The 24,749-nt window shown below is 68.0% G+C and carries 28 protein-coding genes and 2 tRNA genes; 22 read left to right on the top strand and 8 right to left on the bottom strand.

Features of this window, described 5'->3' with window-relative positions; genetic code table 11:
- Nucleotides 1–13: 13 nt before the first annotated feature.
- From RPB_RS21975 to dsbD, 3 genes are read right to left on the bottom strand one after another with little or no spacing between them, the layout of a single operon-like run.
- Nucleotides 14–667: a L,D-transpeptidase gene (locus RPB_RS21975; protein WP_011443233.1), complete on the bottom strand. Its 654-nt coding sequence runs from the start codon at nt 665–667 to the stop codon at nt 14–16.
- 23 nt (nt 668–690) lie between these two features.
- Nucleotides 691–1,323, bottom strand: a complete 633-nt coding sequence (locus tag RPB_RS21970; RefSeq protein WP_011443232.1) for a DsbA family protein — start codon at nt 1,321–1,323, stop codon at nt 691–693.
- 27 nt (nt 1,324–1,350) lie between these two features.
- Complete coding sequence (dsbD, locus tag RPB_RS21965; protein WP_011443231.1) at nt 1,351–3,162, bottom strand: protein-disulfide reductase DsbD; 1,812 nt, start codon at nt 3,160–3,162, stop codon at nt 1,351–1,353.
- Between the two features lie 101 nt (nt 3,163–3,263).
- On the opposite strand from dsbD, the gene RPB_RS21960 reads away from it, so the two are divergent.
- Nucleotides 3,264–3,923, top strand: a complete 660-nt coding sequence (locus RPB_RS21960; RefSeq protein ID WP_011443230.1) for a response regulator — start codon at nt 3,264–3,266, stop codon at nt 3,921–3,923.
- Nucleotides 3,920–5,260 (top strand): sensor histidine kinase, encoded by a 1,341-nt coding sequence (locus RPB_RS21955; RefSeq protein ID WP_011443229.1) that lies wholly within the window; start codon nt 3,920–3,922, stop codon nt 5,258–5,260. Before RPB_RS21960 ends, RPB_RS21955 begins: the two co-directional genes overlap by 4 nt.
- Before the next feature lie 142 nt (nt 5,261–5,402).
- Here RPB_RS21955 and RPB_RS21950 read toward each other — a convergent pair.
- Nucleotides 5,403–5,477: transfer RNA gene (locus tag RPB_RS21950), tRNA-Thr, on the bottom strand.
- Nucleotides 5,478–5,674: 197 nt separating this feature from the next.
- Nucleotides 5,675–6,205 (bottom strand): nuclear transport factor 2 family protein, encoded by a 531-nt coding sequence (locus RPB_RS21945; RefSeq protein WP_349644117.1) that lies wholly within the window; start codon nt 6,203–6,205, stop codon nt 5,675–5,677.
- A 74-nt stretch (nt 6,206–6,279) separates the two neighbouring features.
- Here RPB_RS21945 and RPB_RS25205 point away from each other — a divergent pair, with 74 nt between their 5' ends.
- The 3 genes from RPB_RS25205 to RPB_RS21935 all read left to right on the top strand — a co-directional run bounded on the left by RPB_RS25205 (nt 6,280) and on the right by RPB_RS21935 (nt 8,769).
- Nucleotides 6,280–6,405, top strand: coding sequence for a hypothetical protein (locus RPB_RS25205; RefSeq protein WP_283804834.1), 126 nt, complete (start codon nt 6,280–6,282; stop codon nt 6,403–6,405).
- Between the two features lie 33 nt (nt 6,406–6,438).
- A complete protein-coding gene (locus RPB_RS21940) occupies nt 6,439–8,145 on the top strand; it encodes an FAD-dependent oxidoreductase (protein WP_011443227.1) in 1,707 nt (568 codons plus the stop codon).
- Nucleotides 8,146–8,271: 126 nt separating this feature from the next.
- Entirely contained in the window at nt 8,272–8,769 is a 498-nt protein-coding gene (locus RPB_RS21935) for a hypothetical protein (protein WP_011443226.1), read from the top strand.
- Between the two features lie 106 nt (nt 8,770–8,875).
- Here the strand turns inward: RPB_RS21935 and RPB_RS21930 are convergent, their stop codons facing one another.
- Nucleotides 8,876–9,205 (bottom strand): hypothetical protein, encoded by a 330-nt coding sequence (locus RPB_RS21930; protein ID WP_011443225.1) that lies wholly within the window; start codon nt 9,203–9,205, stop codon nt 8,876–8,878.
- A 189-nt stretch (nt 9,206–9,394) separates the two neighbouring features.
- Between RPB_RS21930 and RPB_RS21925 the strand changes: the two genes are divergently transcribed.
- The 14 genes from RPB_RS21925 to RPB_RS21860 all read left to right on the top strand — a co-directional run bounded on the left by RPB_RS21925 (nt 9,395) and on the right by RPB_RS21860 (nt 21,104).
- Entirely contained in the window at nt 9,395–9,685 is a 291-nt protein-coding gene (locus RPB_RS21925; protein ID WP_011443224.1) for a DUF3551 domain-containing protein, read from the top strand.
- A gap of 163 nt (nt 9,686–9,848) precedes the next feature.
- Entirely contained in the window at nt 9,849–11,138 is a 1,290-nt protein-coding gene (gene murA / locus RPB_RS21920) for a UDP-N-acetylglucosamine 1-carboxyvinyltransferase (RefSeq protein WP_011443223.1), read from the top strand.
- Between the two features lie 20 nt (nt 11,139–11,158).
- Entirely contained in the window at nt 11,159–11,617 is a 459-nt protein-coding gene (locus tag RPB_RS21915) for a DUF2948 family protein (protein ID WP_011443222.1), read from the top strand.
- A 136-nt stretch (nt 11,618–11,753) separates the two neighbouring features.
- Entirely contained in the window at nt 11,754–13,049 is a 1,296-nt protein-coding gene (gene hisD / locus RPB_RS21910; RefSeq protein ID WP_041798414.1) for a histidinol dehydrogenase, read from the top strand.
- Nucleotides 13,046–13,537, top strand: a complete 492-nt coding sequence (locus RPB_RS21905) for a UPF0262 family protein (RefSeq protein ID WP_011443220.1) — start codon at nt 13,046–13,048, stop codon at nt 13,535–13,537. The genes hisD and RPB_RS21905 overlap by 4 nt, the downstream gene beginning before the upstream one ends.
- Nucleotides 13,538–13,582: 45 nt before the next feature.
- Nucleotides 13,583–14,041 carry a low molecular weight phosphatase family protein gene (locus tag RPB_RS21900; RefSeq protein ID WP_011443219.1) on the top strand — a complete coding sequence of 153 codons (459 nt, stop codon included), beginning with the start codon at nt 13,583–13,585 and terminating at the stop codon, nt 14,039–14,041.
- A 321-nt stretch (nt 14,042–14,362) separates the two neighbouring features.
- On the top strand, nt 14,363–15,520 hold the full coding sequence (locus tag RPB_RS21895; RefSeq protein WP_011443218.1) for an AAA family ATPase: 1,158 nt from the start codon (nt 14,363–14,365) through the stop codon (nt 15,518–15,520).
- Between the two features lie 153 nt (nt 15,521–15,673).
- The gene (locus RPB_RS21890; RefSeq protein WP_011443217.1) at nt 15,674–16,297 is read left to right on the top strand and encodes a Maf-like protein; all 624 of its coding nucleotides are present in this window, start codon (nt 15,674–15,676) and stop codon (nt 16,295–16,297) included.
- Entirely contained in the window at nt 16,287–16,481 is a 195-nt protein-coding gene (gene yacG, locus RPB_RS21885) for a DNA gyrase inhibitor YacG (protein WP_011443216.1), read from the top strand. Before RPB_RS21890 ends, yacG begins: the two co-directional genes overlap by 11 nt.
- A gap of 263 nt (nt 16,482–16,744) precedes the next feature.
- A tRNA-Phe gene (locus RPB_RS21880) sits at nt 16,745–16,820 on the top strand.
- 187 nt (nt 16,821–17,007) lie between these two features.
- On the top strand, nt 17,008–18,138 hold the full coding sequence (locus RPB_RS21875) for an 8-amino-7-oxononanoate synthase (RefSeq protein WP_011443215.1): 1,131 nt from the start codon (nt 17,008–17,010) through the stop codon (nt 18,136–18,138).
- Nucleotides 18,135–18,776: a dethiobiotin synthase gene (bioD, locus tag RPB_RS21870; protein ID WP_011443214.1), complete on the top strand. Its 642-nt coding sequence runs from the start codon at nt 18,135–18,137 to the stop codon at nt 18,774–18,776. Before RPB_RS21875 ends, bioD begins: the two co-directional genes overlap by 4 nt.
- Nucleotides 18,773–20,032 carry an adenosylmethionine--8-amino-7-oxononanoate transaminase gene (locus RPB_RS21865; RefSeq protein ID WP_011443213.1) on the top strand — a complete coding sequence of 420 codons (1,260 nt, stop codon included), beginning with the start codon at nt 18,773–18,775 and terminating at the stop codon, nt 20,030–20,032. The genes bioD and RPB_RS21865 overlap by 4 nt, the downstream gene beginning before the upstream one ends.
- A gap of 325 nt (nt 20,033–20,357) precedes the next feature.
- Nucleotides 20,358–21,104 (top strand): HAD-IA family hydrolase, encoded by a 747-nt coding sequence (locus RPB_RS21860; protein WP_011443212.1) that lies wholly within the window; start codon nt 20,358–20,360, stop codon nt 21,102–21,104.
- Between the two features lie 22 nt (nt 21,105–21,126).
- Here RPB_RS21860 and RPB_RS21855 read toward each other — a convergent pair whose 3' ends face one another.
- Nucleotides 21,127–21,546: a PaaI family thioesterase gene (locus tag RPB_RS21855; protein WP_011443211.1), complete on the bottom strand. Its 420-nt coding sequence runs from the start codon at nt 21,544–21,546 to the stop codon at nt 21,127–21,129.
- A 75-nt stretch (nt 21,547–21,621) separates the two neighbouring features.
- Here RPB_RS21855 and RPB_RS21850 point away from each other — a divergent pair, with 75 nt between their 5' ends.
- Nucleotides 21,622–22,248, top strand: a complete 627-nt coding sequence (locus tag RPB_RS21850; protein ID WP_011443210.1) for an NUDIX hydrolase — start codon at nt 21,622–21,624, stop codon at nt 22,246–22,248.
- A 97-nt stretch (nt 22,249–22,345) separates the two neighbouring features.
- On the top strand, nt 22,346–23,569 hold the full coding sequence (locus RPB_RS21845; RefSeq protein WP_049824714.1) for a hypothetical protein: 1,224 nt from the start codon (nt 22,346–22,348) through the stop codon (nt 23,567–23,569).
- A 15-nt stretch (nt 23,570–23,584) separates the two neighbouring features.
- On the opposite strand, the gene RPB_RS21840 is transcribed toward RPB_RS21845, so the two are convergent.
- Nucleotides 23,585–23,893 (bottom strand): hypothetical protein, encoded by a 309-nt coding sequence (locus RPB_RS21840; RefSeq protein WP_011443208.1) that lies wholly within the window; start codon nt 23,891–23,893, stop codon nt 23,585–23,587.
- 384 nt (nt 23,894–24,277) lie between these two features.
- On the opposite strand from RPB_RS21840, the gene RPB_RS21835 reads away from it, so the two are divergent.
- Nucleotides 24,278–24,748 (top strand): hypothetical protein, encoded by a 471-nt coding sequence (locus RPB_RS21835; RefSeq protein WP_041798413.1) that lies wholly within the window; start codon nt 24,278–24,280, stop codon nt 24,746–24,748.
- Nucleotide 24,749: the final 1 nt, after the last annotated feature.

The following is a 24,749-nucleotide window of genomic DNA, read 5'->3' as shown; positions in this document are numbered from 1 at the left end:
ATCGCGCGCGGCGCTATTTGACCACCACCTTGGCGCCCTTCGGCACGCGCGCGTACAGGTCGATGACGTCCTGGTTCAGCATCCGGATGCAGCCGGACGACACCGCCTGGCCGATCGTCTCCGGCTCGGTGGTGCCGTGGATGCGGTACAGCGTGTCCTTGCCGTCCTTGAACAGATACAGCGCCCGCGGGCCGAGCGGATTGGTGGCGCCGCCGTCCATGCCGCTCGCCCATTTGCCGTAGCGCTGCGGCTCGCGGGCGATCATGTTCTTCGTCGGGGTCCAGTGCGGCCATTCGGCCTTGCGTCCGACATGGGCGGTGCCGCTGAATGCCAGCCCGGCCTTGCCGACGCCGACGCCGTAGCGCAGCGCCTTGCCGCCTTCCATCACCAGATAGAGAAAGCGCCGGTGCGGATCGACCACCACGGTGCCCGGCGGCTCGTCGGTCTTGTAGTCGACCAACTGCCGTACATAGGCCGGCTGCAGATCCTCCGGATCGATGCCGGCGATCGGGTGTTTGTCGGTGTCGATCGCCGCATAGCGCGCCGCGATCGCCGGCCCCACCGTGCTCTTCGGCGGGCCGAGATCGAGTTCGGCTTCGGACTGGGTGACGCAGCCGCCGAGCGTGACGGCGACGGCGGCGAGGGCGAGCAACGACCGGAGGGACATCGGCAATCGAACGATCACGCCGCTCACTTCGCGGGCGGGCGCGCGCGCGCCTGATCGACCACCTTCTTGAACGCGGCGGCATCGAGCGCGGCGGCGACCTTGTACGGCCCGATCAGATACACCGGCGTGCCCTGCAGCCCCATCGCGTCGGCCTGCGACAGCGTGCGGCGCAGCAGCGCCGTGATGGCGTCGCCATGGGTGCCGAGATCGCCCTGCAGCCGCGCCATGTCGACGCCCGCGGCGGCGACGGCGTCGCGCATCTGGTCCTTCGAGATTCCGCGGCCGGGGATCGCCATCAGCGCGTCGTGCGCCGCCTGATACTTGCCCTGATACTTCGCGCCCAGCGCCATCTGCGCGCCGTAGACCGACGCTTCGCTCAGGATCGGCCAGTCCTTGTAGACCAGCCGGATCTTGCCGTCGTCGCGCACCACTTTTTCGAGATCGGGCTCGGATTTCTTGCAGAACGGGCAGTTGTAGTCGAAATACGTCACGATCGTGAGGTTGCCCTTCGGATTGCCGGTCTCCGGCGCGTCCGGGTCGTTCAGGATCGCCTTGACGTCGACGCCTTCGGCCCAGGCCGAGGGTGCGCCGAAGAACTTCACCAGCGGCACGGTCGCGAGCGCGCCGAGGATCATCAGGGATTGTCTGCGGTTCATGGTCGACTCCGGTTGAAAGAGTGTGGGTCAGGACGCCGCGCCGACGCGCTGCAGCGTCTTGACGAAGCTGTCGGCGGTCACTTCGCCGACGGTGCGGGCGGCGGTGATTTCGCGGCCGTCGCGCCGATCGAGAAACACCACCGTCGGTGGCCCGACGACGTCGAAGCGCTTCATCAGCGCCGCGGTCTCGGCGTCGGACCGGGTGACGTCGGCGCGGATCAGCGTGAGATCCTGCAGCCGCTGCCGGATCGCGGGATCGCCGAACACCTCGCGCTCCATGGTCTTGCACGAGGTGCACCAGTCGGCGGAGAAGTCGATCATGATCGGCTTGCCGCGCGCGCGGCCGTCGCTGATCGCCTGATCCAGCGCGCGGATCGACGTCACCGGCGCGGCGAACATCGCGGCCGCCGCTGGCTGGTCGGCGCCGAACACCGCGAGCGGCCGCAGCGGATCGTCGCTGCCGCCGGCGGCGCCGACGATCAGCGTCGCGCCATAGACGAACACGGCGACGCCCGCCGCCTTGCCGAAACGCCGCGTCGCGCCGCCCTGCGGCGCGAGCCGGTCGAACGCGCCGAGAAACGCCGCGAGGCCGATGGCGAGGCCGGCCCACAGCAGCAGCGCCACCGATCCCGGCAGCACCCGCGCAATCAACGCCACCGCGAGGCCGAGAAAGGCGAAGCCGAACAATTGGCGGATCGTCACCAGCCACGGCCCCGAGCGCGGCAGCACGCCGGCGCCGAACAGCCCGACCAGGATCAGCGGAAAGCCCATGCCGAGGCCGAGCGCGAACAGCGCCGCCGCGCCGCGCAGCATGTCACCGGTCTGTGCGACGTAGAGCAGCGCCGCGGCGAGCGGTGGGGTCACGCACGGCCCGACGATCAGCGCCGAGGTGAAGCCGAGCGCGGCGGCGCCGAGCAACGGTCCGGCGCGGCCGTGCAGGCGGCCGGCGAGATCGCCGCCGAACCGCGCCGGCAGTTGCAGCTCGAACAGGCCGAAGCTCGACAGCGCCAGCGCGACATAGATCGCCGCCATCACCGCCAGCGCCAGCGGCGCCTGCAACGCGCTCTGCAGATTCTGCCCGGACCACGCCGCCGCGACGCCGAGCGTCGCATAGGCCGCGGCCATCGCCAGCGTGTAGATCGAGGCCAGTGCGAAGCCGCGCGCCGGCGAGAGGTTGGGGCCGGAGCGCGTCAGCATGCCGGCGACGATCGGCATCATCGGCAGCACGCAGGGCGTGAACGCCAGCAGCAGCCCGAACCCGGCGAACGCCAGCAGCAGCGGCAACCAGCCTTGCGTCATCGACGGCAGCACCGAAGCCGCGAAGGGTGCGGGCGTCTCCGCGGGCGCGGCGAGGTCCGGCAGCGCCGGCATGTCCGAGGGCCAGGCCGGGCTCGCACTCGGCGTCGCGCCGCCGGCGATCGACACCTGATAGGTGCCGAGATCGACGCTCGCCGTCACCGGCGGATAGCAGATGCCGCGCTCGGCGCAGCCCTGATAGCTCACCGTCAGCCGGCTCGCGCCGTTCACCGCGTCGGCGGGGATCGTCGCGGTCAGGCTGCGGTGATAGATTTCGGTCATGCCGAAATTCGGATCGTCCTTGATCTCGCCGGCCGGCGTCCGCAGCGCGACGCGCGCGCCGTCGGCGGTGGTGACGACGATCTTGTCGCGATAGAGATAATCGTCCGGGGCGATCCGCCAGGTCAGATCGACGCCGTCGGCGCCGGGCTGTACGCTGAGTTCGAACGGCGCGGCCTGCGCCGGACCGGCGGCGAGCGCGCCGTGGACGCCGGCTGCGATCGCGACGAGCAGGATGAGCGCGCGGAAAAGTCGGTCTGTCATGGTTCCCCGATGCCTGACTTGAGCACCGGCAATGTCGACGCCCAGCTTAAGCCAGCCTTAAGGCTGGCGGCCGAGAGCAGGCACGTGGAGAACAGCTCGCGATGAGAATCCTGGTGGTCGAAGACGACGCGATGATCGCGGACGGCATTCGTGCCGGGCTGACGCTGGCCGGCGCCAGTATCGATTGCGTCGCCAATTGCGAGGATGCGGCGGCCGCGCTCGCCGCCAATACGTTCTCGGCGGTGGTGCTCGACGTCATGCTGCCGGACGGCAGCGGCCTCGATCTGTTGCGCAGATTGCGCGCCGGCGGAGACGCCACGCCGGTGCTGCTGCTGACCGCGCTCGACGAGGTCGGCGACCGGATCGCCGGGCTCGACTCCGGTGCCGACGATCATCTCGGCAAGCCGTTCGACCTCGACGAACTCGGCGCGCGGTTGCGCGCGATCATCCGCCGCCGCGACGGCCGCGCCGCGACCTGCCTCGAACACGGCGCGATCCGGCTGTTTCCGGCGGAGAGCAACGCGACGCTCGACGGCGCGCCGGTGCCGCTGTCGCGCCGCGAATTCGCGGTGCTGCACGCGCTGATGGAGCGGCCCGGCGTGATCCGCTCGCGCGGCGAACTCGAAGAGCGGCTGTACGGCTGGGGCGACGAGGTCGACAGCAACGCCGTCGAAGTTCACATCCACAATCTGCGCGCCAAGCTCGGTCGCGCCGCGATCGAGACCGTGCGCGGCGTCGGCTATCGGATCAAACCGCGATGATCGGCTCGCTGCGCCTTCGGCTGTTTCTGGTGCTGTTCGGCGCCACCGGCATCGTCTGGATCGCCGCGGTGATGTGGATCTACACGAGCAGCCAGCGCGAGCTCGAACACGTGCTCGACGCGCGGCTGCAGGAGGCGGCCCGCATGGTGGTGTCGCTGGTCGGCAACATGGAGGGCCGTGTTCCGGAAGCGCTGCCGGATGTGCCGGCGGCGCCGGCGACGCCAGGCAATTACGAGCGGCAATTGTCCTGCCAGGTGTGGTCGGTGCAGGGCCGGCTGATCGCGCGCTCGGGCGGTGCGCCGGAGCAGAGTCTCAGCGATCAGGGGGCGGGATTTTCCGAGCGGCAGATCGACGGCGAAACCTGGCGGATCTATGCGACGGAGGACGCCGCCCGCGGCTTTCGCGTGCTGGTCGGCGACCGGCTCGGCTTGCGCGAGCGGCTCGTCGCCGATCTGATCAAGGGATTGCTGTGGCCGGCGCTGCTGATCGCGCCGCTGCTCGGCCTGCTGATCTGGATCAGCGTCGGCCGCGGGCTGCGACCGCTGCAGGCGATTGCGTCGGATCTGGTCGGGCGCGACGCCGACGACATGCGGCCGGTCGATGCCAGCCGCACCCCCTCCGAAGTGATGCCGCTCGCCCGCGCGCTGAACGCGCTGTTCGACAAGGTCGCGCTGGCGCGGCGTCACGAGCGCGAGATCACCGCCTTCGCGGCGCACGAGCTGCGCAGTCCGCTCACCGGCCTCAAGACCCAGGCGCAAGTCGCGCTGGCGACCACCGATCCGGCGGTGGCGCGGGCGGCGCTGCAGCAGATCCTGGTCGCGGTCGATCGCGCCACCCGGCTGGTGCGCCAGTTGCTGACGCTGGCGCGGCTCGACGCCCAGGCCGGGACCGACGATCACGGCAGCGTCGCGATCCGGCCGCTGATCGACGAGGTGGCGCGGATGACGCCGCGCCCGGCCGGCGTCGCGGTGGTGATCGACGACGATCTCGCCGGCGCCGACTGGCGCGGCAATCGCGAATGTCTCGAACTGGCGATCCGCAATCTGCACGAGAATGCGATCCAGCACATGCCGGGCGGCGGCGAGGTGCGCTGGCGCGCCGGCGCGTCGCCGCGATCGGTGGTGATCGAGGACAGCGGTCCCGGCGTGCCGGAGGACGAATTGCCGAAACTCGGTCAGCGCTTCTTCCGCGGGCGAAACAAATCGGCGATCGGCAGCGGCCTCGGCCTGACCATCGCGGCGCTGGCGCTGGAGCGCACCGGCGCGGAGCTGCAGTTCGGCAACCGCCCCGACCGCCGCGGTTTTCGCGCCGAAATCGTCCTGCGCCGAACGGTGTGATGCCGATCGATGACGGCGTCTGCGGCCTTGGGTCTTGCGGCAAGCCCTGCCACAGCTTTGCCACCGGTTTGCCGCATCCCGGCAAGAGCCTGCCGGCGGCCCGGGAAGCCCTTAAAACGTCAGCAATGTCAGGGATTTGTGCTGGTGCTGCCGGGGAGGATCGAACTCACGACCTCTCCCTTACCAAGGGAGTGCTCTACCACTGAGCTACGGCAGCGTCAGCCGCTCCGGGAATCAGCCTCGACGGCCCCGTGCGACGGGCCGATCCTTGCCACAGGGCATCCGCCGGCGCAAGCGCGCCGCGCGGTCAGGGCGGTGAAAATGCGCCCGGCGTCCCGAACGCGCCGGTCTGCAAAGCGCAATGGATAACAAAGGGATGCCGGCAGAACGCCGGGCTCGGGCCGCGATGCGACTTTAGCCCGGGTCCGGTTTGAGTTTCATGTCCAGCAGCCGCGGCCCGATCCGGCGGCCGACCGATTCGGCGACCGCCGACAGGGCTCGCAGCGGCCGCATCATCACCTCGAATTCGACGATCAGCCCGTCGTCGCGGAAACGCATCAGATCGATGCCGGTGAGATGAAATTGGCCGATATCCGCGCTGAATTCGAGCGCGGCCTCGCATGGTCCGGCGACGAAGGTCCGCCGATAGCACATGTTTTCAAGCACATCGACGACCGTGGCCAACACCAGCAACGAGGCATCACGGCCCCGGACCGGCGTCTGGACGGCGGGCGAATGAAACGTCACCTGTTCGGCGAGCAGATTCCGCAAAGTGTCCACGTCGCCGGTCGGAAGCGCCTGGTGCCAGCCTGCGATCGTCCGTTGCGGCGCTGCCGCCAGCGCATATGTTTGAATGGGCATTCCGTCTCTCCAAAATCGATGATTCAAATGCAGCACAGCGATCGCAAAATAATGAAGGCGACGATCGCCGAAGGTCGTCAGCAAAGCACGCCATGAACGATACGCCTATCCGATCGCCACAGGATTCCACCGGCCGCCAGGCACGATTGCGCGATGCGTTGCGCGAGAACCTGAAGCGTCGCAAGCTGCAGGCGCGCGGCCGCGCGGGGCGGGCGAACGATCCCGGCGATGATGCCGGAATCGTTCAAGACAGCGATATCGGGAAAGCCGATGACGCCACCTGATACGACAGCATGGCGGGCCGAAGGACACGATCGATGACCGGCTATGAGTTCGACGGAACCGACCTCGACGGCGGCGAGCGGGTCTATCCGCGCTATGACCAGACGTTTCCGGTACTGACGCCGGCCGAAATCGAACGGATGCGCCGTTTCGGCGAGATCCGGCGCTTCGCCGATGGCGAGATGCTGTTCGAAACCGGCAAGATCGGCCCCGGCATGTTCGTGGTGCTGTCGGGCCATGTGGCGGTCACTCAGCGCGACGGCCTCGGCCATGTCACCCCTGTGGTCGAGCAGGGCCCGGGGCAATTCCTCGCCGAAATCAGCCAGTTGGCCGGCCGGGTCGCGCTGGTCGACGGCCGCGCCGACGGTGACGTCGAATGTCTGCTGATTCCGCCGGAGCGGCTGCGCGCGCTGCTGGTGGCCGAGGCCGATCTCGGCGAGCGCATCATGCGGGCGCTGATCCTGCGCCGCGTCAATCTGATCCAGGGTGGCGTCGGCGGACCGGTGTTGATCGGCTCGGCGACGTCGTCGGATGCGGTGCGGCTGATGGGCTTCCTGACCCGCAACGGCTGGCCGTTTCATCTGCTCGACCCTGCGACCGACCGCGACGCTGCCGATCTGGTGACGCGTTTTTCGCCGGGGCCGCACGACCTGCCGCTGGTCGTCGCCTCCGATGGTACGGTGCTGCGCAATCCGCGGGAAGCCGACCTCGCCCGTGCCATGGGCATGATCGGCAAGCTCGACCCCGCCAAGGTCTACGACGTCGCGATCGTCGGCTCCGGTCCTGCGGGCTTGTCGACCGCGGTGTATGCGGCGTCGGAGGGCCTGTCGGTCGCGGTCTGCGATCAGCGTGCGTTCGGTGGGCAGGCCGGTGCCAGCGCCCGGATCGAGAACTATCTCGGATTCCCGACCGGCATTTCCGGCCACGCGCTGACGGCCCGGGCCTTCAATCAGGCGCAGAAATTCGGCGCGGACATCATGATCCCGGTCGAGGTCAAGTCGCTCGAATGCGGCAGCAACGACGGCACCTTCGCGCTGTCGCTGGACGACGGCGCAGCGCTGCGCGCCCGTGCGATCGTCGTCGCCAGCGGCGCGCGCTATCGCCGGCCCGAGATCGCCAACCTCGCCGCGTACGACGGTCGCGGGGTGTACTATTGGGCGTCGCCGATCGAGGCGCGGCTGTGCAAGGATCAGGAGGTCATCCTCGTCGGTGGTGGCAACAGCGCCGGCCAGGCCGCGGTGTATCTGTCGACGCATGCGGCGCGCGTCCACATGGTGATCCGCGGCGGCGGGCTCGCCGCCAGCATGTCGCGCTATCTGATCGAGCGGATCGAATCGACGGCGAATATCGAACTGGTGTTCAACACCGAGGTCGCCTCGGTGGACGGATCGCCCGATGGCGGCCTGGAGCGGGTGTCGTTGCGCAGCCGGCTGTCCGGTGATGATTGGACGATGGACGTGCGCAATCTGTTCCTGTTCGTCGGCGCCGACCCGGCCACCGGCTGGCTCCATGGCTGTGGCGTCACGCTCGACCGGGCCGGTTTCGTGGTCACCGGGGCGCCCGCCGAAGACGACCGCCAGCGGCCGGCGCAGGCGCTCGAAACCTCGGTGCCGGGCGTGTTCGCCGTCGGCGACGTGCGCTCGGGCTCGGTCAAGCGCGTCGGTGGTGCGATCGGCGAGGGCGCGCAGGTGGTGGCCGCGCTGCACGGCTTTCTCGCGGATTCGCTGCAGCCGGTGAAGTAGTCGGCATGCGTGCCTGCGCCGCGGGCATGATGCCGCCAATCGAAACGGCAGCGGCTTTGCTAACACGCTATGGAAAGATGATGGCGGTCATGTTATACGAGTGACAAGCAGTCGCAGGAGCGCGCTATGATCCTCGGTATGAGTCTGACGACGTTCACGCTTGTCCATACGATCATCAGCCTGATTGCAATCGTCGCCGGATTGGTGGCGATGGCCGGCCTGCTCGGCTCCAGATCCTTGCCCGGCTGGACGGCGCTGTTTCTCGTGACGACCATCCTCACCAGCGCGACGGGCTTCCTGTTTCCCTTCTTTCAGTTGCTGCCATCGCACATCGTCGGGATCATCTCGCTGGTGCTGCTGGCCGCTGCGGTGATCGCGTATTACGGCTTCCGGCAGCGCGGTTATTGGCGCGCCGGCTACGTCGTCACCGCCATGCTGTCGCTGTATCTCAACGTCTTCGTGCTGATCGTGCAGGCGTTCCAGAAGATCGGGCCGCTGCGCGACCTCGCACCGAACCAGAACGAGCCGCCGTTTCTCGCCGCGCAAGCGATCGCCCTGCTGATGCTCGTGGCTGCGATCGTGGTGGGGCTGCGCCGCGGCGGCCCGGCACCCCGCTTCGCTTGAGGCTGTCGAGGCCGAGTTTCTCCACCGCAGAAACGCCCAGACAAAAGCCCCGGCTCGCGCCGGGGCTCTGGTCGTCGGTTTGTTCAGGTCGGATGTGAAACGCCGATCAGCGTCCCATGCCGGACCGGGTGCCATTGTTGTTGCCGGCCGGGCCGACATCGCCTTGGGTCGAGGACGGGGTCGGATGATTGGCGCCGTTCATGCCTTTGCCGCTGCCGGTGGTGGTGCCAGGCGCCATCGTGTGACCGGGCGCCGTGGTCGCACCGGGCGCCATGGTCGCACCGGGCGCCATGGTGTTCGGCTGGCCGTTGCCGACGTTCTGCGAGCCCATCGCGTTGCCGCGCGAGTTGGTCTGGCCCTGCGCCGACGCAGCGAGCGTGGTGGCGAACAGAGCCGCGGCCGCGATACCAGTCATCTTGGACATTCGGGACTTCATGAGACCTCCATCTGATTGTTTGCTCGTCCAGTCCTTCACCAACGGCATGATGTGTGGTCCGTTCCTGGGGAACATCGATTGCAGGGGAGGCCTAGCCTCGGCCGGATTGCAGTGACATATGTCGGATAACGCTCGTCGAGGAACGAGAGCGAGGGGACAGGGTTTGTCGACCATCACGGAGAAAATCAGATGAAACACAGTTTGAAGGACCTGAGCCCACGGACCCGCCTCGCGGCGTTCGCACTGGCCTCGGCAGTGGTCGTCGGCGGCTTGCTGGGAGCAGCGCCGGCGCAGGCGCGCGACTATCCCTATTGCCTGACCTCGCCTGGATACGGCTACCCGGGCGATTGCAGCTATGCCTCCTACCGGCAGTGCAGGACGGCAGCGTCCGGCCGGTTGGCCGACTGTATCGTCAATCCGCGCGTCGCTTTCCGCGAACCGCGCCGCCAGGATTACAGGACCTACGGCGACCGCTGGTAAACCGACGTCTTTCGGACACCGGATCGGCGGGCGACCGCCCGCCGATCCGTGAGCGAATGCGGATGACGCAGCGGCAGCTCATGAAATCGCCTTAAATTCCACGCTTTTGCCATAAGCGGCGCTCCTGCCGTATACACGTCCACGGCAAACAGCGGGAATCGGCATGGATCGCATTCGGATTATCGGCGGCAACAAGCTGCATGGCACCATCCCGATCTCCGGTGCCAAGAATGCTGCACTGCCCTTGATGATCGCCGCGCTGCTCTCCGACGAAACGCTGATCCTGGACAATGTGCCGCGGCTGGCCGACGTCGCGCTGTTGCAGCGGATCCTCGGGAATCACGGCGTCGACATCATGGCCGCCGGAAAACGCCCCGGGGACCATGAATATCAGGGCCAGACCCTGCATATTTCCGCAAAGAACATCATCGACACCACCGCGCCCTATGAGCTGGTCTCGAAGATGCGGGCGAGCTTCTGGGTGATCGCGCCGCTGTTGGCGCGGATGCACGAGGCCAAAGTGTCGCTGCCCGGCGGCTGCGCCATCGGCACCCGCCCGGTCGACCTCTTGATCATGGCGCTGGAAAAGCTCGGCGTCGAATTGTCGATCGATGCCGGCTACGTCGTCGCCAAGGCGCCCGGCGGCCTGAAGGGCGCGACCATCGAGTTTCCCAAGGTCACCGTCAGCGGCACCCATGTCGCGCTGATGGCGGCGACGCTCGCCAAGGGCACGACGATCATCTCCAATGCCGCCTGCGAGCCGGAAATCACCGACGTCGCCGATTGCCTCAACAAGATGGGCGCCAGGATCACCGGCGCCGGCACGCCGCGAATCCTGATCGAAGGCGTCGACAAGCTCCACGGCGCGCGCCACACCGTGCTGCCGGACCGCATCGAGACCGGCACCTATGCGATGGCGGTGGCGATGACCGGTGGCGAGGTGCAGCTGTCCGGCGCCCGGCCGGAATTGCTGCAGTCGGCGCTCGACGTGCTGACGCAGGCCGGCGCTACCATCACGATCAACAACGACGGCATCAAGGTCGCGCGCAACGGCGCCGGCATCAGCCCGGTCACGGTCACCACCGCGCCGTTCCCGGGCTTCCCGACCGATCTGCAGGCGCAATTGATGGCGCTGATGACGCGCGCCAAGGGCGCGTCGCACATCACCGAGACGATCTTCGAGAACCGCTTCATGCACGTGCAGGAGCTCGCGCGGTTCGGGGCGAAGATCTCGCTCGACGGCGAGACCGCGACGATCGACGGCGTCACCAAGCTGCGCGGCGCGCCGGTGATGGCGACTGATCTGCGCGCCTCGGTATCGCTGGTGATCGCAGCGCTCGCCGCCGAAGGCGAGACCATGGTGAACCGGATCTACCATCTCGACCGCGGCTTCGAGCGGCTCGAGGAAAAACTCTCCGCCTGCGGCGCGACCATCGAGCGCATCAGCGGATGAACGCCGTCGTGGGGGCTGCCTTGGGCCAGTTGAAGCTGCTCGCGCTGGATCCTGACGATCTCGCCGTGATCTCGGCGCACGTCCAGGATGCGCGGGTCGAGACCGGCGACATCGTCTGGCGCCAGACGGAGAAGCGGCTGGTGGTCGGGCTGCACCGGCTCGACTGGGAGCAGACGCTGTCGGGCGAGCCGGTCCCCGGCCGGCTGATCGCGGCATTGCGATTCGACCGCGTGCTCGCCTGCAAATCCCGCAACATCGCCATCGATGCGCCGGAAACCGCCCTCGAACTGCTCGGCATCGAGTTCTATCCGGCGCAGGAGCCGCCCGGCGGCAGCGTGGTGCTGATGTTCTCCCGCGGCGGCATGCTGCGGCTCGATGTCGAGTGCCTCGAATGCGCGCTGACGGATCTCGGCCCGGACCATCTCGGTACCGGCGGCAATAGCGGCGACGCGCCTGACGACCTCGGCGGTCTGGACTGAGTCGGTCTCGCCGGCCGATCGAAGCCGTTCGACAGGTCCGGCAAGACCCTGCGGGCATAAGGGTTGACGGCGGTAGGGCGGCGCGCCATTGAGCATTCGCGGCCTTGTGGGCCTTTGTGACTCCGGAAGCTTCCAAATGCCAGTTCGCCTCGACGCCGCCAGTACCGATTTTCCTCAGCAGTTCAAGGCCTTCCTGGCCATGAAGCGCGAGGTCGCGGCGGATATCGAGGCCGCCACGAGGGCCATCGTCGACGACGTCGCGGCGCGCGGCGACGCCGCGCTGCTGGACGCCACTGCGAAGTTCGACCGGCTGACGCTGGACGCGGCCGGCCTGCGCGTCACCGCGGCCGACATCGATGCCGCGGTGCAGGCCTGCGACCCTGATACCGTCGACGCGCTGAAATTCGCCCGCGACCGCATCGAGTTCTTCCACCGCCGGCAATTGCCCAAGGACGACCGCTTCACCGATGCGCTGGGCGTCGAACTCGGCTGGCGCTGGAGCTCGATCGAGGCGGTGGGTCTGTACGTGCCCGGCGGCACCGCGGCCTACCCGTCCTCGGTGCTGATGAACGCGATCCCGGCCAAAGTCGCCGGCGTCGACCGCGTCGTGATGGTGGTGCCGTCGCCGGACGGCAAGCTCAACCCGCTGGTGCTGGCCGCCGCTTCGCTCGGCGGCGTCACCGAGATCTACCGCGTCGGCGGCGCCCAGGCGGTGGCGGCGCTGGCTTACGGCACCGCGACGATCGCGCCGGTGTCGAAGATCGTCGGCCCCGGCAACGCCTATGTGGCGGCCGCCAAGCGGCAGGTGTTCGGCCGCGTCGGCATCGACATGATCGCCGGCCCGTCCGAGGTGGTGGTGGTCGCCGACAGCACCGGCAATCCGGACTGGATCGCCGCGGACCTGCTGGCGCAGGCCGAGCACGACGCCAATGCGCAGTCGATCCTGATCACCGACGACGCCGAACTCGCCGACGCCGTCGAACGCGCCGTAACGGCGCAACTCACGACGCTGCCGCGCGCCGAGATCGCCCGCGCCTCGTGGGAGGCCTATGGCGCCATCATCAAGGTCGCGCGTCTCGACGATGCGGTGGCGCTGGCGGACGCGATCGCGGCCGAGCATCTCGAGATCATCACCGCCGATCCGGAAGCCTTCGCCGCGAAGATCCGCAATGCGGGCGCGATCTTCCTGGGCGCGCATACGCCGGAGGCGATCGGTGACTATGTCGGCGGCTCCAACCACGTGCTGCCGACGGCGCGCTCGGCGCGGTTCTCGTCTGGGCTCGGCGTGCTCGACTTCATGAAGCGCACCTCGATCCTGAAATGCGGCCCCGAGCAGCTCGCCGCGCTGGGCCCGGCTGCGATGACGCTCGGCCATGCCGAGGGTCTGGAGGCTCACGCGCGCTCGGTGGGACTGCGTCTGAATCGGCGATGAGCAACCCGCAACCAGACGATTCCAACAATCGCATCGTCGCGGTGACGCTCGACGAGGAATCGATCGGGCGCTCCGGGCCGGACATCGAGCACGAGCGCGCGATCGCGATCTACGACCTGGTCGAGAAGAATCTGTTCGCGCCGGAAGGCGCGGGCGAGGGCCCGTTCACGCTGCATATAGGCATCACCGGCTCGCGGCTGATGTTCGACATCCGCCGCGAAGACGGCACGCCGGTGGTGGCGCATTTGTTGTCGCTGTCGCCGTTCCGCCGCATCGTGAAGGACTACTTCATGATCTGCGACAGCTACTACCAGGCGATCCGCACCGCGACGCCGGACAAGATCGAAGCCATCGACATGGGCCGCCGCGGCATCCACGACGAAGGCTCCCGCACGCTGCAGGAACGGCTCGCCGGCAAGGTGCGGATCGACTTCGAAACAGCGCGGCGGCTGTTCACGCTGATTTCCGTGCTGCACTGGAAGGGCTGAGGCGGATGATCGGGATGGTCCGCCTGTCGAAGCGAGCCTGACCTGATGGCGCCAGCGCGGCAGCCGCAAGCGGTGCTGTTCGCCTGCGGCATGAACAGCGTTCGCTCGCCGATGGCCGAAGGCTTGCTGCGCAGCATCGCGCCGCGCACGATGTATGTCCGCTCCGCCGGCGTGAAGACGCAGCCGCTCGATCCGTTCGCGGTGGCGGCGATGGCGGATCGCGGCATCGACATCTCCAAGCACAAGCCGATCACCTTCGACGACCTCGACGATTACGAGGGGATGAATTTCGATCTGATCGTCACGCTGTCGCCGGAGGCCCATCACAAGGCGCTGGAGCTGACGCGCAGCCACGCGATCGACGTCGAATATTGGCCGACCTTCGACCCCACCGGCGCCGAAGGCAGCCGCGAGCAGAAGCTCGCCGCCTATCGCGAGGTCGCTGACGGCTTGATGCAACGCATCTACAAACGCTTCGGCCGCCACAGCGGGGGAAACGAGTAGTTCGCTGCTCTTGCGTGCTGAGGTTTTGCAACCGGCACTGCGTAACCTCTCCCCGCGCGCGGGGAGAGGTCGGTCCGCATCGCCAGATGCGGACCGGGTGAGGGAGCATCTCGACGAAGCCGAGAGTCAGCGGCTCGCGTCGCCCCTCACCCCGACCTTCTCCCCGCAAAGAGCGGGGCGAGGGAGCGCGCTGGGCGTGGTGAAACTCATCGTTCAGACACAGCGCCCGATAGACGCAGGCAGATGCTGACGCCGCGCATGTGAAACGGCGCCGTCGATCTGGTATTCAAGCGCTGAACGTAACGCCTCCGCAGGTGAGGGATGATCACGCGACTCGCTGTTTCCGGCTACCGATCGCTGCGCGACGTGCGGCTGTCGCTCGGTCCGCTCAACGTCGTCACCGGCGCCAACGGCACTGGCAAATCGAGCCTGTATCGGGCGCTGAAGCTGCTCGCGGACATCGCGCAGGGCCGGGTGATCCAGTCGCTCGCCGCCGAGGGCGGGCTGCCGTCGACATTGTGGGCCGGGCCCGAAACGCTGTCGCGGTCGATGAAGCAGGGCGTGCATCCGGTGCAGGGCACGACGCGCAGCAAGCGGGTCGGCCTCAAGCTCGGCTTTGCCGGCACCGACTACGGCTATGCGATCGACCTCGGATTGCCGCAGGCGCCGAACAGTTCGTTGTTCGCGCGCGATCCCGAGATCAAGGCCGAGAGCGTGTGGACCGGCGAACTGCTCGGCCGCGCCAATGCGTTTGCCGAACGCCGTGGCCCCTCGGTGCGGGTGCGCGACGAGGGCGGCCAGTGGCGGGAGACCTACCGGACGCTCGCCACCTTCGACAGCATGATGACGCACTGCGCCGATCCCAAGGATGCGCTGGAACTGCTGCTGCTGCGCGAGCGCATGAACGGCTGGCGGTTCTACGATCAACTGCGCACCGACCGCGATGCCCCGGCGCGGCGGCCGCAGATCGGCACCTACACGCCGGTGCTGGCGAGCGACGGCGCCGATCTCGCCGCCGCGATTCAGACCATCATCGAGATCGGCAATCCGGACCAGCTCGACGACACCGTCGCCGACGCCTTTCCCCGCGCGCGCCTCGCCGTCGCGGCCCTCGACGGCTATTTCGAACTGGAGATGCAGCAGCACGGCTTGCTCCGCCCGTTGAAGGCGGCCGAACTGTCGGACGGCACGTTGCGCTATCTGCTGCTGGTCGCGGCGCTGCTGTCGCCGCGGCCGCCGGACCTGATGATCCTGAACGAACCCGAGGCGAGCCTGCACCCCGATCTGCTGGCGCCCTTGGCCCGGCTGATTGCGGCGGCTGCGGAGCGGTCGCAGATCATCGTGGTCTCGCACGCGCCCGGCCTGGTGTCGGCGCTGGACCGCACAGCCGACAGCCGGCGGATCGTGCTGGAGAAGCAACTGAGCGAGACCCTCGTGCAGGACGACACGCCGCCCGCCTGGGCGTGGCCGTCGCGCTAGCGCAGGATCCCGCAAAGCGGAGACCGGTTTTCGGACACGATCATGCGCCATGGACTTGCCGATCGTTTCCGCCGGCCGGCTGTTGTCGTGCCCTCTGCCTTCCGATAGGTTCCGCGCGCCTTTCCCTGCCATCGCTCGAATCAAAAGTTCCGCATGCTCGGCCGTCCCAAACTCGTTCTCGCCTCCGGCTCGCCGCGACGGCTCGCGCTGCTCAACCAGGCCGGGATCGAGCCCGATGCGCTGCGCCCGGCGGATGTCGACGAGACCCCGACCAAGGGGGAGCTGCCGCGCGCCTGCGCCAACCGGCTGGCCCGCGCCAAGGCCGAGGCGGCGCTCAAATCGGTGCAGCTCGACGACGATTTGCGCGGCGCCTTCCTGCTCGCCGCCGACACCGTGGTGGCGGTCGGCCGCCGCATCCTGCCCAAGGCCGAGCTGGTCGACGAGGCCTCGCAATGCCTGCGGCTGCTCTCTGGCCGCAACCACCGGGTCTACACCGCGGTGTGCCTGGTGACGCCGAAGGGCAGCTTCCGCCAGCGCCTGATCGAGACCAAGGTCCGCTTCAAGCGGCTGTCGGAGGAGGACATCGACGGCTATGTCGCCTCCGGCGAATGGCGCGGCAAGGCCGGCGGCTACGCCGTGCAGGGCATCGCCGGCAGCTTCGTGGTCAAGATCGTCGGCTCCTACACCAACATCGTCGGCCTGCCGCTGTACGAGACGACGTCGCTGCTCGGCGGCGAGGGCTACCCGATCCGGTTCGGCTGGCTCAATGCCTCCTGAGCCGCCCGCCGCCAAGCCGGCCAAACCTCTCAAGACGAAACCCTGCCCGATCTGCGGCAAGCCGGCGACGGAGGCATCGCGCCCGTTCTGCAGCGAACGCTGCCGCGATGTCGACCTCAACCGCTGGCTGTCCGGCTCCTACAAGATCCCGGCCGCCCCGGCGGACGACGACGAGGACAACTGAGGCGGCGGGGCGGGCCCAGAGGCCCTGCCGAACGGACTCGGCCATTGGCCCAGTCGCCACCTCGTTGTGGGTTGAACGGCTCCATCCCCTTCTTGGCACCGGCTGCCGGGACGCTCCGGCCGCGCCGCCCGGGTCTGCCCCGGCACGCCCGCATTGCGGAAATCCCGGTGATTTTTCCCCGACAAAGGCACCCTTGGACGGGTGGACAGCGCCGCCGCGGCTGACTATAACCCGGCGCTCCCCGGCCTTCGCGCCGGCGGAACGCCCAGGTAGCTCAGTTGGTAGAGCATGCGACTGAAAATCGCAGTGTCGGTGGTTCGATCCCGCCCCTGGGCACCATTCCCCTGAGACTTGCGACCCCGGCGATCGCTGTGATTTGACGGAGCCGTTTGAATCGACGATCTGGATCGTCCGACGATGGCTCGCCACGACCGATCATCAGCGCCGGCGCTGCGGACCACGACAGCAGCAAAGCCGAACGTGTCGCTCACGGGTCGAAGCCGCGTCCGACAGAGAGACGATCACCATGCATGAAGCATTCGAGTCGGACCTGCGCGAACTCGCGGGCCGGGGGCGGCTGCGCACGTTACGCGAGCGTTCGGGAATCGACTTCACCTCGAACGATTATCTCGGACTCGCCGAATCCGACGAGTTGCAGCGCGCGGCGGCCGCCGCGGTGGCGCGGGGGGTGCCGGTGGGGTCGGGCGGCTCGCGGCTGCTGCGCGGCAATCATCCCGAGCACGAGGCGCTCGAGACCGAGGCCGCGGCGTTCTTCGGCGCCGAGACGGCGCTGTATTTCGGCGGCGGCTATGTGGCCAATCTGGCGCTGTTCGCGACGCTGCCGCAGCGTGGCGATCTGGTCGTCCACGACGAACTGATCCATGCCAGCGCCCATGAGGGGATGCGCAGGACGCGCGCCGAATGCGTCAGCGTGGCGCACAACGATACGGACGCGTTCGACGCCGCGATCAAGCGCTGGCGCGCGGCCGGCGGCAAGGGCCGGCCATGGCTCGCGGTCGAGAGCCTCTACAGCATGGACGGCGACAGCCCCGATCTCGCCGCGCTGATGGCGGTCGCCGACCGCCACGACGCGATGATGGTGATCGACGAGGCGCATGCCACCGGCGTGCTCGGGCCGCAGGGCCGTGGGCTTGCCGCCACCTTCGAGGGTCGCGACAACGTCGTCACGCTGCACACCTGCGGCAAGGCGCTCGGCACCGTCGGCGGCTTCATCCTGGCGCGGCGCTCGATCCGGGATTTCCTCGTCAACCGCGCCCGGCCTTTCATTTTCGCGACCGCGCCGTCGCCGCTGGTCGCGGCGATCACGCGCGCGGCGATCGAATTGTCGCGCACCAATCCCGAGCGGCGTGAGCGGCTCGCGCGGCTGGTGCAGTTCGCCGGCGGCGAGCTTCGCCGCCGCTGCGGCATCGCGCCGTCCGGGTCGCAGATCCTGCCGGTGATCATCGGCGCCGACACCGCCGCGGTCGCGGTCGCGGCCTCGTTGCAGAGCCGCGGGTTCGATGTCCGCGCGATCCGCCCGCCGACCGTGCCCGAAGGCACCGCGCGGCTGCGCATCGCGCTCACCGCCAATGTCGGCGAGGCGACGATCGCGGATCTGTTTGCGGCGATCGCCGAAGACATGCGGAAGGCGGCATGACCAAGCCCATCGTCGTCACCGGCACCGACACCGGCATCGGCAAGACCGTGTTCGCCGCTGCGCTCGCCGGCGCGCTCGATGCTTTCTACTGGAAGCCGGTGCAGGCCGGCATCGAGGACGAGACCGACCGGCAGGCGGTGCTGCGGCTGTCCGGCCTGCCTGACGCGCGCCTGTTGCCGGAGGCGTATCGGCTGAACACGCCGGCCTCGCCACATCTGGCCGCGGAGATCGACGGCGTGACGATCGATGCCGAAGCGCTCGCGCTGCCGGAGATCGACGGACCGCTGGTGGTCGAGGGCGCCGGTGGGCTGCTGGTGCCGCTGACGCGCGCGATCACTTACATCGATATCTTCGCACGATGGCGCGCGCCGGTGGTGCTGTGCGCGCGCACCACGCTCGGCACCATCAATCACACGCTGTTGTCGATCGAGGCGTTGCGTGCGCGCGCGATTCCGCTGCTCGGCGTTGCCTTCATCGGCGACGAGAATGTCGAATCCGAGCGCGTCATCGTCCAGATCGGCCGCGTGCCGCGATTGGGCCGCCTTCCGCGCCTGGTCGAGGTGACCGCCGATGCGTTGCGCGCCGCGTTCGCGCAGAACTTCAATACCGACGACTTCCTGAAAGACCCCGCTTCATGACATCGACTTCGCCGGTCTGGCATCCCTTCACTCAGCACGCGGTGCAGCCCGAGGCGACGTTGATCGCCAAAGGCGAGGGCGCCTGGCTCGAGACCGCCGACGGCCGCCGGATCTACGACGCGATCTCGTCCTGGTGGGTGGTGACCCACGGCCATCGTCATCCGCGGATCGTTCAGGCGATCAAGGATCAGGCCGACCGTCTCGATCAGGTGATCTTCGCCGGCTTCACCCACGAGCCGGCCGAGCAGCTCGCGCGGCGGCTGGTCGCGATCACGCCGCCCGGGCTCGACTACGTGTTCTTCTCCGACAGCGGCTCGACCGCGGTCGAAGTCGGGTTGAAGATGGCGCTGGGCTTCTGGCGCAATCGCGGCGAGAGCCGCAGTCGCATCCTGGCGCTGCAGGGCGCTTACCACGGCGACACCATCGGCGGCATGTCGGTCGGCGAACGCGGCGTCTTCAACGCGCCCTACGATCCGCTGCTGTTCGAGGTCGACCGGCTGCCGTATCCGGCGGAAGGTCGCGCGCAGGCGACGCTCGATGCGCTGGAGAGGTCATGCCGCGCCGGCGGCGTCGCAGCATTGATCGTCGAGCCGCTGGTGCTCGGCGCCGGCGGCATGCTGATCTATCCGCCTTCGGTGCTGGCGGAGATGAAGCGGATCTGCGCCAGCCACGGCGTGCTGCTGATCGCCGACGAAGTGATGACCGGCTGGGGCCGCACCGGCACGCTGTTCGCCTGCGAACAAGCCGGCGTCGTACCGGACATCGCCTGCTACTCCAAGGGCCTCACCGGCGGCTCGGTGCCGCTGGCGGTGACGCTGTGCAGCGCCGAGATTTTCGACGCGCACTACTCGACCGATCGGACCAAGACGTTCTTTCACTCCAGCTCGTACACCGCCAATCCGATCGCCTGCGCGGCGGCGGTGGCCAATCTAGAGATCTGGGACGAAGAGCCGGTGCGCGAGCGCATCGCGCGACTGGGCGCATGGCACGCGACCAGGCTCGACCGCTTCCGCGACGATTCGCGGTTCGCCAATATCCGCCAGATCGGCACTATCGCGGCGCTCGATGTCGTCGCCGGCGACGCCGGCTACATGGCGAATATCGGCCCGTATCTGTACGAGAGTTTCCGCGCGCGTGGACTGCTGGTCCGACCGCTCGGCAACACGATCTATCTGATGCCGCCTTATTGCAGCACGGAAGCCGATCTCGATCTGGTCTACGACGCGATCGGCGAAATCGTGGATGGGATCGGCTGAACCTGCCGCGCCCCACGGGTGATGCGGGCGACGGGGAATGCGGGCGGAGCCGCGCCTCAGCCGAGTTCCTGGACGACATGGTCGCAGTTGGAGCAGCGGAAGACGACCTTCGACGGCTGATGCGCGCGCCGCGGCAGACGACCGAGCAGTTTCATGTCGCCACCGCAGATCTCGCATTTCCGCGAAGGTGTTTCTGTAGGATGTGTCATGGATATGGGTTGATAGGACTGTAAAGTTTACTTTACACATTGCTCAAGCCGTTGTCAGGGATGATTTTTATGCATTTTTGGAACGTCGGCGGCGGCTTTTTGAGTGAAAGAGTAAAATGACACCATCAGCATTGATCTTCGACGTCGACGGGACGCTCGCAGAGACCGAGGAGCTTCACCGGCAGGCCTTCAACGAGACCTTTGCGGCGGAGGCGCTGCCGTGGAATTGGGACGCACCAGCCTATCGGAGACTGCTGGAGGTTGCCGGCGGCAAGGAGCGCATCGCGCATTTTCTGCAGTCGCAGCCGGACGGCGCGGCGCGGGCCGTGGGCCGCATCGCCGAACTGCATGCGGCCAAGACCGGCCGCTATACCGCCCTGGTGGCCGCCGGCGCGACGCTGCGGCCCGGCGTTGCGCGGCTGATCCGGGAGGCCAAGGCGGCCGGCGTGCGGCTGGCGATTGCCACCACCACCAGCCTGCCGAATGTCGAGGCGCTGCTCGGCGCGTCGCTGGGGCAGGGCGCGATGACGTTGTTCGACGTGGTCGGCGCCGGCGATGTCGTGCCGGCCAAGAAGCCCGCCGCGGATATCTACCAATATGTGCTGGAGCGCCTCGCGCTGCCGGCCGCGCGCTGTGTCGCCTTCGAGGACTCCACCAACGGCGTGCGGGCCGCGCTCGGCGCCGGCCTCGCCACCATCGTGACGCCGGGGATCTACACCGAGGGCGATGATTTTTCCGGCGCGCTGGCGGTGCTGAGCGATCTCGGCGAGCCGGAGGCGCCGTATCGGCATCTCGCGGGCGCCGGCGCCGCCGACACGATGGTGACGCTCGACGCGCTCGGACGCTGGCTCGAATCCGCCTGAACCACCCGCTGGGCGCAGCGGGTCAGCGCGGTCGCACGATCTTGAACACGCCATTGGCGAGGATGACGCAGCGGCCATCGACGCTCACTTCGGTCGAGGTGAAGATCAGGCTGCGGGTCGCGCGCACCACCCGCGGCCGTGCGATCAAGAGATCGCCGATCTCGCCCGCATCGACGAAATGCGTGTCGAGTTGCACGGTGGCGACATGCGGCGCGCCGGACTGTTCGCGCGCGGCCATGCCGGAGGCGCGATCCGCCAGCGTCATCATCAGCCCGCCCTGCACCAGTCCGCGGCGGTTGCGGTGCTTGGCAGCCGTGGCGATCGCGTATTCATGCTGGCCGTCGACGACGCGATGCCACAGCGGCCCGACCAGATCGATGAAGCCGTCGTCGTGGATCACGGCCCAGCCGTCGGCTTTCAGGCTGCGGGCAGTCTCGGTCATGCGCGGTGTTTCCTCCGCCACGGAAACGCCGCGGCGATGGTTTCCTCGGGCACGCCGCCGGTGTAGTCAAGCCGGATGAGCCATCCGCACAACGACACTTTGCGCGCCGATATCGCCGCGCGCTGCCGCGTCTTTCCGCGCCACGACGACGGGCTGACGCCGCACGGCCTCAAGCGCGCCGCCGTCGCCATCACGGTGGTGGCCGGCGACGACGGCGCGGCCGCGTTCCTGCTGACGTTCCGGGCCGCGCGGCTGCGCGCGCACAGCAACCAGTGGGCGTTGCCGGGCGGCCGCTGCGATCCGGGCGAGACCGCCCCCGAGACCGCGCTGCGGGAATTGCACGAGGAACTCGGGCTGGAACTGCGGGCCGGCGACGTGCTCGGAATGCTCGACGACTATCCGACCCGCTCCGGCTATCTGATCACGCCGGTGATTGCCTGGGCCGCTACCGCGGCGGTGCTCGCGCCCAATCCCGACGAGGTCGCCTCGGTGCATCACATTGCTCTCGCCGGCATCGCCCGGGAAGACGCGTTCGATTTCACGCGGATTCCGGAGAGCGAGCGTCGCGTGGTCAGGTTCCGCCACGACGGTGACTACATCCACGCGCCGACCGCGGCGCTGATCTATCAGTTCCGCGAAGTGCTGGCCGGCCGGGTGACGCGCGTCGCAGATCTGGAACAGCCGGTGTTCGCCTGGAAGTAGCGTCCGCTGGCGCGCGCATCGGGTTTGCGATTTGCCGCAGGAGGCGAAGCCGGGATGAAGCGATTCATTCACCCCTGAATGCGATATGATTCGCCGTATGCTGATCGCCTTGATTCGGAACCCGTCCCGCCGCGCGTCGATGCCGCGCAAGTCGAGCGTCGCGTTGCTGATGCTGTTTGTGACCGCGTCGCCGGCGCTCGCCGAAACCGCCCCGCCGCTGCCGTTCGCGGTGGCCAATGCGCGGGCGCAAGCCGCCTCGCCGCAGGCGATCGCCGAGTATCGCTACCGGCTGCAGCAATATCAGGCCGCACGCGCCGAATACGACGCCGACGCCGAGGCGTATTGGACCGCGATCGCCGACAAGCGCCGCACCCGCAACGCCAAGCGCCGCGCCGGCGACCGGATCACGGCGGATGACTACGTGCTCGCGCAGCCGCCGGTGTACAACGGACCGAAGCGTCCGGTCGATCCGGAACCGACGCCGCAGCCGCCGCGCGAGCGCCGCAGCATTCCGGTGGTCGCCGATTTTCTCAAGGCGGCCGCGCAGCATTATCAGTTCACGCCGCAGCGGCCGGCGGCGGAGATCGAGTTCAAGCGCGCCTATGCGCGCACCGCGATCGCGATGGGGCTGACCCGCGACCAGGCGGTACGGGTCTATGCGTTCGAAACCGGCGGCAATGGCGATCACGACATGCAGTCGGGGCTGAGCAAGTCGCGGCCGGGCTCGCGCGCGATCTCCACCGCGATCGGCTACAATCAGTTGCTCACCACCAACACGCTGGTGCTGCTCGCCGAGCAGGGCAACCACATCCTCAAGGCGCTGAACGACAAGGCGGCGCGCTTGTCCGGCGCGCCACGTGCCGCGCTGGAGCGCAAGATCGTGGTGGTGAAGCGGATGGTGGCGTTGGCGCGGTCGATCCCGGGCAATTGGAGCGAGCACGAAAAACTCGGCCGCACGCCGCAGGGCTGGGGCGTGCATGCGCTGGTGCTCGACATCGATGTCGGCCCGTTGCTGCAGACCCACAAGCTGCTGACCTCGGTGAATTTCGCCCGGCAGAAGGGCTACATGCAGCCGTTGACCGCCGCCGAGCTGGAAATGATGAATCTCACCGGCGACAGCACCGGGCTCGACATGGTGACGATGCCGCAGGCGCTGCGCGAAGTGGTGCCGACTGCGAATTTCTTTCAGCGCTCGGGCTACGAGCGCAATCCGGTAGCGATCCGCCACAACACCGTGGCGAAGCTGCTCGCGATCACCGATTCGCGGATGGATGCCAACAGCGCCAATCCCGGCGCGCGCGAACTCGCCGCCGCGTTCTGATTGTGCCGGCTGCGATCAGCGGTCCGGCCCGAATTTGAAGCTGCCATCGTCTTCCAGGAACGGTCCGGTGCGCATGTAGAGCTGGCCGTTGGCGCCGAGGAAGAACAGCGTGTTCTTCGGCACCTTCTTGGCGCCCTTGAACAGCTCCTTGGCGTTGCTGGTCCCCATCTTGTAGGCGAAGGTCTTGCTGTCGCGGGTGTAGCCATACCCCATGTCGGGCGACAGCACCCACGGCGCCGGCTCCTCGGCGCGCGCGGCGAGCGGCAGTGCGAGCGCGCCGACAACCGCCGCCGCCAGCAGCGTCTCGAGGGATCGGGCGATCATGGCTGTCGTCTCCTTCGACTTCCGACTTCGACGTCCGCTGCGGGGCGTCGCATGTGACGATCACATGAATGATTTGGCGGTCTGGTCGCGCTTTTGAACAAATCACGAACGACGCGGCGGCGTCAAGCAGCCCGCAGGTGTGGTATCAACAGCCTCGCTCCCACACACGATTTTTCTTCCGCCGGTCCGGGACTCTTTCGCCCGCGCCGATTCCGGACTAGAGCTTCTCCGGTTCTGATGGAATCAGAACGGGAGCTCTGGATTGTCGATTTGACGCGTTTTCTTCACGCGAACCGGTATCCACTTCGCTCGAAAACGCTGTAAAAGCGGCGACCAACACGATCGAGGGGGCGGACGATGCGCGCAAGGTCATGGCAGGCTTGGATGACGACCGCCGCGGTGGCGCTGGCGTCACTGACCGCGCTGACGGGCGCGGCGCGCGCAGACGAGTTCAAGCTCAGTAACAACCAGCGCATCGCCTGCAGCCGCGGACTCAGTCCCGGCAAACTCACCACCGCGACCTGCCGTTCCTACGCCTATCTGTTCAACGTCAAGACCTCGGAATACTACCGTTGCGCGGTCAGCCTGGCGATGACCCGGGACAACAAGGAAGTCATCAACGTCCAGACCGATGGCGGCTGCTTCAAGCGTCCGCGCATCTTCGACACCGACGGCGCCTACCAGTTCGACGCCGCGGAGACCGAATCGGCGAATACCAATTCGTTCTTCGGCCCGGGCGGCTACGCGGTCTGGGCCAGCGACACGGCCAACCGCAAGGTGCGCGGCTGCGTCATCATCGCGTCGGGTCTCGGCGGCGACGTGTCGAAGTGCCTCGACATGACGTTCGAGGAGTAGC

Origin of the sequence: Rhodopseudomonas palustris HaA2 (genome assembly GCF_000013365.1) — a bacterium.
Taxonomy (GTDB): Bacteria; Pseudomonadota; Alphaproteobacteria; order Rhizobiales; family Xanthobacteraceae; genus Rhodopseudomonas; species Rhodopseudomonas palustris_J.
This window is presented reverse-complemented; position numbering and strand designations above follow the sequence as displayed.

Coding starts and splice junctions, on each gene's coding strand:
- RPB_RS21975 (WP_011443233.1), bottom strand. CDS start 667: ATGTCCCTCCGGTCGTTGCTCGCCCTCGCCGCCGTCGCCGTCACGCTC.
- RPB_RS21970 (WP_011443232.1), bottom strand. CDS start 1,323: ATGAACCGCAGACAATCCCTGATGATCCTCGGCGCGCTCGCGACCGTG.
- dsbD (WP_011443231.1), bottom strand. CDS start 3,162: ATGACAGACCGACTTTTCCGCGCGCTCATCCTGCTCGTCGCGATCGCA.
- RPB_RS21960 (WP_011443230.1), top strand. CDS start 3,264: ATGAGAATCCTGGTGGTCGAAGACGACGCGATGATCGCGGACGGCATT.
- RPB_RS21955 (WP_011443229.1), top strand. CDS start 3,920: ATGATCGGCTCGCTGCGCCTTCGGCTGTTTCTGGTGCTGTTCGGCGCC.
- RPB_RS21940 (WP_011443227.1), top strand. CDS start 6,439: ATGACCGGCTATGAGTTCGACGGAACCGACCTCGACGGCGGCGAGCGG.
- RPB_RS21935 (WP_011443226.1), top strand. CDS start 8,272: ATGATCCTCGGTATGAGTCTGACGACGTTCACGCTTGTCCATACGATC.
- RPB_RS21930 (WP_011443225.1), bottom strand. CDS start 9,205: ATGAAGTCCCGAATGTCCAAGATGACTGGTATCGCGGCCGCGGCTCTG.
- RPB_RS21925 (WP_011443224.1), top strand. CDS start 9,395: ATGAAACACAGTTTGAAGGACCTGAGCCCACGGACCCGCCTCGCGGCG.
- murA (WP_011443223.1), top strand. CDS start 9,849: ATGGATCGCATTCGGATTATCGGCGGCAACAAGCTGCATGGCACCATC.
- hisD (WP_041798414.1), top strand. CDS start 11,754: ATGCCAGTTCGCCTCGACGCCGCCAGTACCGATTTTCCTCAGCAGTTC.
- RPB_RS21905 (WP_011443220.1), top strand. CDS start 13,046: ATGAGCAACCCGCAACCAGACGATTCCAACAATCGCATCGTCGCGGTG.
- RPB_RS21900 (WP_011443219.1), top strand. CDS start 13,583: ATGGCGCCAGCGCGGCAGCCGCAAGCGGTGCTGTTCGCCTGCGGCATG.
- RPB_RS21895 (WP_011443218.1), top strand. CDS start 14,363: ATGATCACGCGACTCGCTGTTTCCGGCTACCGATCGCTGCGCGACGTG.
- RPB_RS21890 (WP_011443217.1), top strand. CDS start 15,674: ATGCTCGGCCGTCCCAAACTCGTTCTCGCCTCCGGCTCGCCGCGACGG.
- yacG (WP_011443216.1), top strand. CDS start 16,287: ATGCCTCCTGAGCCGCCCGCCGCCAAGCCGGCCAAACCTCTCAAGACG.
- RPB_RS21875 (WP_011443215.1), top strand. CDS start 17,008: ATGCATGAAGCATTCGAGTCGGACCTGCGCGAACTCGCGGGCCGGGGG.
- bioD (WP_011443214.1), top strand. CDS start 18,135: ATGACCAAGCCCATCGTCGTCACCGGCACCGACACCGGCATCGGCAAG.
- RPB_RS21865 (WP_011443213.1), top strand. CDS start 18,773: ATGACATCGACTTCGCCGGTCTGGCATCCCTTCACTCAGCACGCGGTG.
- RPB_RS21860 (WP_011443212.1), top strand. CDS start 20,358: ATGACACCATCAGCATTGATCTTCGACGTCGACGGGACGCTCGCAGAG.
- RPB_RS21855 (WP_011443211.1), bottom strand. CDS start 21,546: ATGACCGAGACTGCCCGCAGCCTGAAAGCCGACGGCTGGGCCGTGATC.
- RPB_RS21850 (WP_011443210.1), top strand. CDS start 21,622: ATGAGCCATCCGCACAACGACACTTTGCGCGCCGATATCGCCGCGCGC.
- RPB_RS21845 (WP_049824714.1), top strand. CDS start 22,346: ATGCTGATCGCCTTGATTCGGAACCCGTCCCGCCGCGCGTCGATGCCG.
- RPB_RS21840 (WP_011443208.1), bottom strand. CDS start 23,893: ATGATCGCCCGATCCCTCGAGACGCTGCTGGCGGCGGCGGTTGTCGGC.
- RPB_RS21835 (WP_041798413.1), top strand. CDS start 24,278: ATGACGACCGCCGCGGTGGCGCTGGCGTCACTGACCGCGCTGACGGGC.